This is a genomic window from Bilophila sp. (assembly GCF_057864385.1).
In genome coordinates this window covers 1-10795 of sequence record NZ_DBMAFI010000090.1, presented here as the reverse complement: position 1 = coordinate 10795, position 10795 = coordinate 1, and the positions used below count along the sequence as shown (strand labels likewise).

The following is a 10795-nucleotide window of genomic DNA, read 5'->3' as shown; positions in this document are numbered from 1 at the left end:
GGAATACCAGAACAGCAGGCCGGGGGTGCAGGATTCCAGCTTGTATTCGGCGAGGAACGCGGCGTACCAGCCGGAACGCTTCACGTCGAAGCTCCTGCCGTTGAGCTTGCTCGTCCCCAGATCCACGCTGCCGTAGGCGGCATCAAGCGCGAAATGGAACGGTTCAAAGTACGTCACGTCAGCCGCGATGCCGCCGTACCATGCGCTGCCGTGATCCTCATCGCTGGAGGCCACGATGTCCGCGAGCGCTCCCTTGCCGGCAAGGGGGAGCATGCCCTGCGTCATGGGGAAGCTCCTATCAAACTGGCTCTCCCCCTTGAAGCTGTCATGGCCGATAAAGGCACCCATGCCCCACGGGGTCACCTTCACGCCGTCGAAGGTCAGCGGCACGGTCATGCCGATGAAGTCCATCGCGTCGTGGGAGTCGTGTTTCGCCATATCAGGGTCGTTGTCGTTCTCGGCGCGCAGCCAGAACAGGCTCGCGGCCACGTTTTCGGTAAACTGGTTGGTGATGTTGATGCCCGCGCCGTCGGCGTCGAGGATCGGGGAACCGATGCCGGTAAAGTTCGGCAGCGTATATTTCTGGAGGCCCATGCGCACCTTGGCGTCGGTCTGCGGGATCGCCCAGTCAACGTAGCTGTAGCGAACCTTGACCTGCTTGCCGTCCGTGCCGAGGGATGCGCCATCGGAAGACTTGCCCCAGTTCTGGTGGCCGATTTCAAAGTACACCACGCCCTTGAGGGATTCCGAAGCGATCACGTCGATCTGGGTACGGACACGGCTGGCCGCCCGCAGCTTGTCGTCGCCGTTGTGTTTTTCAAAATTGCGGTCGGCGAACGACACACGGTGCTGCATCAAGCCGGATATTTTGAAGTCGACCGCCTGTGCAGCGGAGGTTGCGCCGAGGATCAAGCCGGCGGCGAGGATCAGGGTAACGATGCGCTTCATACATTCCTTCCTTCCAGTTAGAGGTTAAGGCCGGACAATTCCGCTGTCCGCCGTCATGGGAAAACGCCGAGAGGCGATCCGCTTCGGGGAAAGGGCGGCCCTCCTCAGGCCGCCCGGAGTTCCCTAGAAAGAGGGCTTCTTAATCATCTTAAGGAAGTACATGGCTATGGGGGTCACGACCGTCACGGCTATGAATATCCACATCATGGGGAAGCCTTCCACAGGGACGAACGGCATTGACCATGATATCGGCTTGAAGAGGATGGTGGCGAACACGTTCATGAGGCCCACTTCAACGGCAACCGGCGTATCGAAGTCGGGGTCGACGATGCGGAGCAGGAGCAAGCCGGAGGCCGCCGTGCCGGTGCAGTAGCCGAACAGCGTCAGGCCGCGTTCAAAGCCGTATTCGGGGGAACGGCGGCCGAACCACAGGCAGATGAACAGGGTAAGGAGGGTGCCGAGCACGACCGCGATGACGAACGGGATGGCCACTTCCTGAAGCTGGCGGACTTCGATGCCCATGAATACGGCGCAGATCATGAAGTCCACGGTGGCGCCGGTCAGGCGGCGGGTCGTCTCGCCGTCGATGAGGTGGATGATGCCGAACTTAGCCATGAGCTTGCGGGCGATCATGGCGAAGAACATGCCCCACGCGAAAATCATGCCGATGCCGAGCCCGTTGATGCCCTTGGGCATGCTGCACAGCCACCACACGCCGAAGGCGTAGGCGAGGGCGTACAGGGCGGCCATGATGGCGAGGTGGAAAGCGACGCTGTCGATGTTGGCGGGGTGGGTCGTGGCATGGGCGCAGGCGGGGTTGTCGCCCTTATCCATGAGGCCGCGCAGGAAGCATTCGGGGAGCTTGCCGCCTTGGATGGAGATCCAGCCCTTCTTGATGCCGTAGAAGGCCAACGGCACGCCCACGATACCGGCAACGAGGAAGCCGACGGCGGCGAAGGCCAAGCCCACGTTCAGGGAGTTTGCGATCTGATAGGTGGTTTCCCAGATGCTGGCGTACGCCTGCGTCTGGCCGGGGCCCTGCGTAAAGCCGGCGCCGAGCAGATAGCCATTGCCGGTGAAGAAGTCGCCGCCGAACAGCATCTTCCACACGTCGAACGTGGCCTTGCCCGCCATGGCCTGCACCGAGAAGAGCAGCCCGAAGATGAGCGCGATCCACAGCGCGCCGCGTGCGACGACCTTACCGCTGGTGCCGCTCTTGGCCTGCAAAAGCCCGATGCCCACGAAGCCGAAGGCGAACAGGTGGAACGTGATCGTGCTGAACACCACGGGGGTGATCGTCTTCCAGCCGGTGGAACTGGGGATGCCGAGCCAGCCCGCATTCAGGACAAAGAACCCAAGGATGCCGCCGATAAGCGAAGCGGGGAAGAGAAAGGTCTGAAAAAACTTTACTTTAGCGCGGATAACGGTTCCGATCAACAGAAACAGGCCGATCCAGCCAAGTGCGCCCAGATAAGGATAAAACGTGCTTTCCATACTCGTTCCTTGCTTTTTGTTGCAGTATGCCCGTCAAGGCTTGCGGTTTATGGAAACGCCGGGGCGGAGGGGAGGAAGGGCTGCCCCCCACCCCGGCGGCGAGGGAGGAGCGTCTTAATCCAGCGAGCCGTAGACGACTTCGTCGCCCACGATGGTCGCGGAGATCCCGATATCCTTGATGGCTTCCTTGGCAACCGTCAGGGGGTTGTCTTCGAGGATCACGAAGTCGGCCAGCTTGCCGGGCTCAAGGCTGCCCTTGATGCGCTCTTCGCAGGCCTGGTAAGCGGCCCACGAGGTCACGCTGCGCAGCGCATCCATGACCGGGATGGTCTGGTTTTCGCCGAGGATGCGCCCGCCGCTGGTGCGCCTGTTGACGGCCGACCAGACGGAAAGCAGGGGATCGATGGGCGTCACGAACGTATCGTTGTGGTTGCTGAACGGGATGCCGCGCTTCAGGGCGCTGCGGAGCGGGCTGATGCGCTCGGCGCGATCCGGGCCGAGGAACGTCCCATAATGGCGGTCGCCCCAGAAATAGGTGTGGACGACGAAGAACGAGGGCACCACGCCGAGGCGCTTGATGCGGTCGAGCTGATCCTCGCGCACGGTCTGGCAGTGGATGACGATGTGCCGGGCGTCGGCGCGGGGATAGCGCTTCTGCGCCTCTTCATAGGCGTTGAGGATCATCTGGATGGCGTCGTCGCCGTTGCCGTGGATGGCGAGCTGCCAGCCCTGCCGGTGCAGGCCCACGACCTTTTCGATGAACTGTTGTTCCGGTTCAATCGGATAGCCGCGCCACATGGGGCCTTCGGGCAAATCATAGATGACCTTGTGGTACGGGTTGCTCAGGTAGCCGGTGTAGCACTGGAGGCTGCCGTCCGCGAGGAGCTTCGCCGCGCCGAGGCTGATCTTGCCGTCGGCGGTGAGCGGCGTGCCGGAAACGCGCGTGTTGAACGTGTCGATGTCCATGCGCGACACGCCGGGCAGGATCTGCACGCGGTTGCGGAGCAGGCCGAGCTCGTGCGCCCGCTTCAGCGCGTTCCAGTCGCCCGTGGCGGTAAAGCCGTCCTGCGCCGTGGTCACGCCCTTCGCCGTATACGCGGCGCAGGCGGCCTTGATGCCTTCCATCCAGTCGGCTTCCGTGGGGGCCGGGATATGGCGGAACACGGGTTCGCGCGCCGGGGGCTCTTCCAGAACGCCGTTGGGGTTGCCGTGCTCGTCGCGGCGGATCACGCCGCCCACCGGGTCGGGGGTATCCTTCGTATAGTTGGCCTTCGTCAGAGCGAGGCTGTTGCAGGAGGAAAGGTGGCCGGACACATGGCGCAGGAGCACGGGATGTTCGGGGGCGGCCTCATCAATATCCGAGGCCAGCGGGTGGCGCTTGTCCTCAAGGCCCGTATCGTCGTAGCCGAAGCCGAGGATCCATTCGCCCTTCGGCGTTTCGGCGGCCTTCGCGCGGATCAGTTCCTTGATCTCGGCGATGTTCTTCACGCCGCCCACCGGAGGCGAGGAGAGATCGATCTGCGTGGCAGCCATGAGGCCGGCGGAAACAAAGTGGCTGTGCCCGTCGATGAAGCCGGGGAGCATCGTCCGCCCGCGCAAATCCGTAACCACCGTATGCTGATCGGCAAGGGCCATGACTTCCGCGTCGGTGCCGACGGCGAGGATGGTTCCCCCGCGTACCGCGAGCGCCTGCGCCTGACTCCCTCCGGAATCCATAGTCAGGATGGTCCCGTTGCGATATACGTGTGTTGCAGATGCCATCTGAAAATCTCCTCTCTCAGTTACAAGTTGCAAATACGTTTCCTTCCGCGGCCTCATGTTCCCGGATGGTCGACGTCGCGGCGAACGCCGCCAACAGCAGCACGATCAGCATGATGTACGCCGTATTGTAACTCCCCGTCAGGCCATGCGAGAGGCCGACAACCGCATAGCCAAGGGACTTTACCGCCACAAATAAGGAAATATATTTATAGACATGGGGGAACTGCTTCTTGCCGTAGAGGTAGGCGACCACGACGGGGAACACCGTCCAGATGCCGCCCATGCACAGGCCGTAGCCCACGACGAACAGGATCACGTTGAACAGGTTCTGGGGGAGGAAGATGCAGGCCAGCGACAGCGCGTTGCACAGGAACAGCAGCTTCGCGGTGAACAGCGGGGTGGTGCGGTCGCATACCCAGCCCCAGGCGTATTTGCCCAAGGCCCCAAGCAGGGCGGTCAGGCACATGAAGCCCATAGCCGCATACGAACCCATGCCGCTGTCCACGAAGCGCGGCTTGAGCTGGCTCAGCACCCCGCCGACGGCCATCAGGCCGATGCCGAACGACACGCCGATGATCCACATCCGGCGGCCCCTGATGAGCTCGCGCCAACCGATGGGGACAACCTTCCCCTCTTCCGCGCCGGGCTGGAAGGCCCCCGCAGCCAGCCCGTCCACGGTCAGCCCGATCTCTTCGGGCGTATCGCGGATAAGCCGCCAGCAGATGGGGAAAAGCAGGAAGGCGAGGCCGCCGAGCACCGAGAAGGCCCACGAGACGCCAAACGTGTCCACAAGCACGAGGGCTATGAACGGCAGGAACGCCCCGGAAAGGGATGTCCCCATGGCGACCAGCCCGAAGGCCCGGCCCCGGCAGGCGGCGAACCAGCGGTTCATCAGCATGGTGGCGACTACGCCGCCGCAGATCTGCCCGCACACCCACACGATGGAGAACAGCGCCGCAAACAGCCGGATGTCGTCGACATGGCCCAGCCCGATATAGCCGAGCCCGCCGATGAACGCCCCCAGCGTCATCAGGAGCCGGATGCTCACCTTGTTTGTGAGCATAATCCCTATCGGCATGCTCAGCGTCATCATGGCTGACGCGAACGTCATGCTCAGGCCGATCCCGGCCCGGCTCCAGCCGTGCAGATCGACCAAGGGTTCGATAAAGGCGTTCATGGTATAGAACACGCTTCCCTGAAGGAGCAGATTCCCGCAGGAACCTATGGTCGCCAACTTCCATCCGTAGAACACGCGGAGCCTCCTCAACGAGTGATGCCTTACAAAGAGCAAGCTCCATGCCACGTTATAGGAAAAAGGATTTTGTTAGTGAAAGAATGGACTTGTTGGCGCGCGGCGCGGAAAAAGGGAGGGGGAGGGGATATCCAGTTTTTGGATACGTCCAATTTTTGGACTTGTTTTGTCCAGAATTTATAATAGACAAGCCCCGGCGCCATTGACGCACCGCAGGCGGCACGCTACCTTGGGACAAATCGCCACAGGGGGAGCGCACGGGTATGCAAGAATCCACATCACTCTTGATTCTCTGGCTTTTGTCGTCCCTGAAGCAGGAGCGCTCGACACTATGCCTTATCCAGATGCTCGAGTGCCCGGCGGCTCAGGCGGAAATAGCCCTGCACAGAGTGACCAGCGACGGCCTTGCGGAACAGCGGGACGAGACATGGAGCCTGACGCAAGCCGGGGCCGAATACCTGCGGGAAACCCTGCCGGGCTTCCTGTTCCGCGACACGGGTTCGCCCCTCGAAGAGCTCATCTCCGCCTGTGAATCCCAAATGCCGGAAACCGCATGCGAGATATGCACGAAGCGCATGCGCGCCCTCATGCGCAAGGCGGACATAGCCGGAAGCGCCGGATACCTCGAACTGCTCCTCAACCAGCTCGAACAGTGGCAGAGCCGCAGGCTCACCGCCCCGGAAGCCCGCTCCTTCATCCAATACAGCTTCGCCGCCCACGACGCCTCCTTCTATTATATGAAGAACGCGGCCCGTTCCTCCGCCCTCCTGAAAAAGGCCGCCGGATACGCCGCCTCCGCAGGGGACAAGCGCACCCTCGTCCTTATCCGGTTCGCGCAGGCTTCCGCCACATTCTTTGCGGGCACCATCCATTTCGAGCGGGCCCACGAGATTTTCCATTCCGCCATGGAGCTGCTCAAGGCGCTGGACGACAAGGAGCTGTACACCCGGATCACCCCTTTCCTCATCGTGATGCACTTCATCCGCGGGAACTTCCAGAAGGCGCTCGAATGTTACGAGATGCTCCAAAAGAGCACCCACAGGCCCGTGCTGCCCTTCTTCGAGTCGCAGCTTGTGCTTCAGGCGGCCTCTTCCGCCACCTACCTCGGGCACTTCGCCCATGCCCTCGGCATGATCAAATCCGCCATCAGCACGGCGGAGCTGGAAGGGAACGCCATGTCCGCGCAGGTCTGCCGCCAGCACCTCGGCGTCCTCTACGCCTACATGCGCCGCGAGGACGACGCGCTGGAAACGCTCCAGTCCGTCGTTTCCCGCACGACGATGGCCGCCAACCCCAAGCTCATGCTCAGGGCCTTCGCCACCATCGCGCTCTGCTATTCCCGCATGGATCGGGCCGAAATGTCCTACAACCTGCTCGCCGACGCCCTGCGGCAGGCCAAACGCCACCCCTCCTTCTCCCTGTCCTACAATTACCTTTGGATTCTTGAGCTCGCGGCCTTTTACGCCGAGCACGGCTTCCCGCCGCTGCCGGGCATCGATCTCGATACCCTGCTCCGCGAAGCCGAAACGAGCCCCAGCCCGATGATGCGCGGGCATGCCCTGCGGCTTAAGGCCATCCTCCTCCGCAACACGTCGCCGCAGGAAGCCCTCAAGCTGCTCGACGCGAGCCTTGCAACCCTCAAAGACGCCGCCATGCCCATCGAGTATGGGTTTGGGCAACGGCGGCGATCCGAGATCCTGAGCGTCCTCGGACGTGAGGAGGAAGCGCAGGAGGCCAGGGAGGAAGCCCTCAAGCACCTCAGCCGGATCGGCATCGACAGGCAGCGCCCCACATGGGCCTCGCCGGATCAGAAAGAGGCCCTCTTCGATGCCTGCTGCCGTGAAGCGGGCTCCATCCATGAGTGGGAAACCCTTGAGGAATATTGTTACCAGCTCGCGGCCTGCCTGCGTAAGGTCTTCCGCGCCGAGCGCACCGCCCTTTTCCGCATGGATGGGGAAACCCTGCTCCGCTGCGGCTCCTGCAACCTCTCCGGTTCGGAAATCGCCTCCGGGATGTTCGCTCCGGGCCGCGATCTGATCCGGGAGCGCATCCGCGAAAAAACCCCTTTCGCGTCCCAGCGGAACGGGCTGGATATCCTCTGCCTCCCTTTCAGGCTTCCCGGCGGGAACCCGTGGCTGCTCTATGCGGACAGTTCCGCGCACTCCAGCCGGATACCCCATTGCGCCCAAGAGGATCTGGGCCGTATCGGGCTGTTCTGCGCTTCGGAGCTCAAGAATGCCCTCCGCCTGCTCGAAGCCCGCAGCATGCGCGCCGAAGTGCGGCAGATCCACGCCGTCACCAAGATGGCGCAGGAGGAGCGGCTTGAACTGTGGGGCAAAAGCCCCTCGTTCCGCATGTGCCTTGAACGCGCCAAGGTCGTCTCGGCCACGGACGCCGCCGTCCTCCTGCTGGGGGAAACGGGCGTGGGCAAGGAGGTCATGGCCAACTACGTGCATCGGCACAGCGGCTGCAAAGGGCCGTTCGTCGCCGTCCACCCGGCCTCGGTTTCCGAAAACCTCTTCGAGAACGAGTTCTTCGGGCACGAAAAAGGCGCCTTCACCGGCGCCACGGGGCAAAAAATCGGCTTTTTTGAGCTGGCGGACAACGGTACGCTGTTCATCGACGAAGTGGGCGACATCCCCATGAACATGCAGATCAAGCTCCTGCGCGTACTGCAGGAGCACCGCTTCATGCGCGTTGGCGGAACCAAGGAGATCCATTCCTCCTTCCGGCTCATCGCCGCCACCAACCGCGACCTGCCCCGTGCCGTGCGTGAGGGAACCTTCCGCGAGGATCTCTATTACCGCATCTCGGTCATCCCCGTGACCATCCCGCCGCTGCGCGAACGCCTTGAGGATCTGGAAGAGCTCATCATGGCGTTCACCGACCATTTTTCCCGTCGCTACGGCAAAAAGATCCCCTGCCCGGACAAGGAATCCTTGCGCCGCCTCTCCGAGTACCAGTGGCCCGGCAATATCCGGGAACTGCGCAATGCGGTGGAACGCGCCGTCATCCTGTACACGGGCGGCCCCTTTGATCTGGCCGTCGGGGGGCAGCGCGAAACGCAGGAGCCCTCCCCGCACGCCGAAACCTCCCTCTACGCGGACACCCCCACGCTTCAGGAGCTCCAGCGGCGGTATATCCAATACATCCTCAATAAAACCGGAGGCCGCATCAGCGGCGAAAACGGTGCGGAAAAACTGCTCGGCATGAAACGCTCCACCCTATACCTGAAACTGCGCCAGTACGGAATCAAACCGAGAGAGAGAGAGAGAGAGAGAGAGAGAGAGAGAGAGAGAGAGAGAGTCCTTACACATCGGATTAGTATGTCCAGCGAGGGTGCCTTCGCTTTATCCGTACAGCATTTGACTGCATATTCACCGTATGGCGGATATGCACCTTTTTCTACGCTCTTCCCGCTGGCTGACGCTCAGGGGGCTTCAGCATTATCCGTTTGGAATCCCCCAAGCAACATCAACCTGCTGCTGGGAGCCTCCATCAGCCGTCCTTCCTCAAAGGCCCTGACATAGGATGTGGTTGTTTCATCTCCGCAGTATGGTGGACATACAACCCCTTTCTCCAGTTTTTCCGTTGATGGGCTATGGTTACGGTATGTTATTGATTATTCCTTCGGAATTTCAAGAAATAACGCATCAGCCATTTCCTGTGGCATAGCCCTTTATTATCTATTTTTTGCCAGCCGTCTTTCATTTCCCCAAGAATATACCGTAGTTATTGAGAACAAAAATTTTTCCGAAAAATTTCTGTTTTTTTCGGGTCTGCTCCTTTTTGTTCTCCGTACAGAACTCCTTCTGACCATGTGCCCCACATGGTCGGCGGGAGTTTTTTTCATATACGGCCACGTCCTTCTTTCTTCGGTTCCAGACGCCCTCCCACGCATACGTGCGCCTCCACTGACCGCGCCGTACTCCGGGCAGATGCCGGAAGCCTCCCCCGGCGCTGCCCTTGCGGTTATGCGTGATGCCCACGTTTTGAACAATTCGTCAACTCGCCTCAAGAGGACATTCCATTGAGGAAATAACGCCAAGCCCCAAAAAAACAAAAAGCCGTCGAGCGGTAACTCAACGGCTTCATGCAGAACTAAGTTCTTACGCACGTAACGTAAGAACAACAGTAACCGTAAGGTTCCTCGTTGTCAACAACGAATCTGCTGTTTTTGTCTTTTTTCGGGCCGGGAAAAAAAAATGGAGACGTTTACCCCCAAGGGAAATATTTACGGCCCAATTCTTCCACAGTTTGTTTTGCAAAAGTCCATTACGTTTGGAGCAAAAGCCATGTACGCACTTTTATGTGACTATGCCTCAGAGAAAGACCATTGCTGGCCTTCACAGGCAACGCTTGCAAAAAGACTTTCATGCAGCATCAGCAGCGTCAAAAACTACCTTGCCGAGCTTGTCAAAGAAAAGCTCATTTTTATAAGGTGTGAGCAATATCGCTCTTCCGTCTATTACCTTTTGCGCCCTGAAGAGCTTGCTGAAAAGCAAGAGGCATCTTTTTCCAACAAACAGATAGGAGCTGGCTGCCATGAGGCAAATTTTGGCTACTTAACCAATCTTAGCAAACAAAGAAAAATACTCCCCCCTTTCCCCCATACGCCCGGTGAAACAACAGCCAGTCCCGTTCGCCGCATGGCCAGAACGCCTGCGGCGGGGGTGTGTCTTCTTCTCTTCCCGATTTTGAATCCACCTGGGCTATGTACCCCAAAAAGGAGGCCAAGGGCTTCGCGCGTCTGGCCTGGCTCCAGCTCCTGCGAAGCGGAGAGCTGCCGCCTTTGGCTGAACTTCATGCCGCCATTCGACGCTTTGCCTCCTCGGAAAGCTGGCAACGCGAACAGGGCCGCTTTGTGCCGCAAATGGGCAACTGGCTGCGCGGACAACGCTGGCTCGATCCGGTGCGGCCTTCCGGTCAGACAGGCGAGGAACGCACTCAAGACCTGCGGAGGGCAATGCGGATGCAGCAGGAACGTGAGCAGAGTCAGCATGAGGCATGGCTTGCAAACAAAACTCGGCTACGCCCCATGTTTGAAGCGTTCGCGACAAAATTTCCACCCGTCGCCAACGATGCCATGCCGTTCGGCATCTGGCTGCACCTGCATTCCCAAAAACGTGCGCCATCAGCGGATGAGGTGCCACCAGGAAATACCTTGGGGATTGTCGAATTTCTCCATGACTACAAGCAACGCCGCCAGACTGCCGAATACCGGAGACAGCGGGAAACACCGCTGAATGACCGAAAGGAAGCCGGAAATCCGTGTCGTTCAGTGGGAGAAATCCTGAAAGGCATGGGCGCGACGTTCCGTAGGGAAAGCGTCTTCAGTGC

Annotated in this window: 8 protein-coding genes and 1 pseudogene; 4 read left to right on the top strand and 5 right to left on the bottom strand. The window is 60.4% G+C overall.

Features of this window, described 5'->3' with window-relative positions; translation table 11 throughout:
* The 4 genes from ACZM8Y_RS16685 to ACZM8Y_RS16670 form a co-directional block, all read right to left on the bottom strand.
* Positions 1 to 948, bottom strand: a 948-nt coding sequence (locus ACZM8Y_RS16685) for an outer membrane homotrimeric porin (RefSeq protein ID WP_489501903.1), incomplete at its 3' end; no start/stop codon positions are given.
* Between the two features lie 123 nt (positions 949 to 1071).
* Positions 1072 to 2442 carry a sodium/glutamate symporter gene (locus tag ACZM8Y_RS16680; RefSeq protein WP_479858472.1) on the bottom strand — a complete coding sequence of 457 codons (1371 nt, stop codon included), beginning with the start codon at positions 2440 to 2442 and terminating at the stop codon, positions 1072 to 1074.
* Between the two features lie 114 nt (positions 2443 to 2556).
* Complete coding sequence (locus tag ACZM8Y_RS16675) at positions 2557 to 4203, bottom strand: amidohydrolase (protein ID WP_482334347.1); 1647 nt, start codon at positions 4201 to 4203, stop codon at positions 2557 to 2559.
* A 16-nt stretch (positions 4204 to 4219) separates the two neighbouring features.
* Entirely contained in the window at positions 4220 to 5455 is a 1236-nt protein-coding gene (locus tag ACZM8Y_RS16670) for an MFS transporter (RefSeq protein ID WP_302554482.1), read from the bottom strand.
* Between the two features lie 263 nt (positions 5456 to 5718).
* Here ACZM8Y_RS16670 and ACZM8Y_RS16665 point away from each other — a divergent pair, with 263 nt between their 5' ends.
* From ACZM8Y_RS16665 to ACZM8Y_RS16655, 3 genes and pseudogenes are all read left to right on the top strand, one after another.
* Positions 5719 to 8985: a sigma 54-interacting transcriptional regulator gene (locus ACZM8Y_RS16665; RefSeq protein WP_482334595.1), complete on the top strand. Its 3267-nt coding sequence runs from the start codon at positions 5719 to 5721 to the stop codon at positions 8983 to 8985.
* A 3-nt stretch (positions 8986 to 8988) separates the two neighbouring features.
* Positions 8989 to 9489: a hypothetical protein gene (locus ACZM8Y_RS16660; RefSeq protein ID WP_487480163.1), complete on the top strand. Its 501-nt coding sequence runs from the start codon at positions 8989 to 8991 to the stop codon at positions 9487 to 9489.
* Positions 9490 to 9660: 171 nt separating this feature from the next.
* A pseudogene (locus ACZM8Y_RS16655) lies at positions 9661 to 9828 on the top strand (helix-turn-helix domain-containing protein); the annotation flags it as partial.
* Here the strand turns inward: ACZM8Y_RS16655 and ACZM8Y_RS16650 are convergent.
* Complete coding sequence (locus ACZM8Y_RS16650; protein ID WP_489501905.1) at positions 9829 to 10002, bottom strand: hypothetical protein; 174 nt, start codon at positions 10000 to 10002, stop codon at positions 9829 to 9831.
* Positions 10003 to 10130: 128 nt separating this feature from the next.
* On the opposite strand from ACZM8Y_RS16650, the gene ACZM8Y_RS16645 reads away from it, so the two are divergent.
* Positions 10131 to 10795: hypothetical protein (locus ACZM8Y_RS16645; protein ID WP_489501904.1), on the top strand; the 665-nt coding region annotated here is incomplete at its 3' end.

Excerpts from the sequence above, each read along its gene's own strand:
- ACZM8Y_RS16680 (WP_479858472.1), bottom strand. The coding sequence starts at position 2,442 with ATGGAAAGCACGTTTTATCCTTATCTGGGCGCACTTGGCTGGATCGGC.
- ACZM8Y_RS16675 (WP_482334347.1), bottom strand. The coding sequence starts at position 4,203 with ATGGCATCTGCAACACACGTATATCGCAACGGGACCATCCTGACTATG.
- ACZM8Y_RS16665 (WP_482334595.1), top strand. The coding sequence starts at position 5,719 with ATGCAAGAATCCACATCACTCTTGATTCTCTGGCTTTTGTCGTCCCTG.
- ACZM8Y_RS16650 (WP_489501905.1), bottom strand. The coding sequence starts at position 10,002 with ATGGCAGCCAGCTCCTATCTGTTTGTTGGAAAAAGATGCCTCTTGCTT.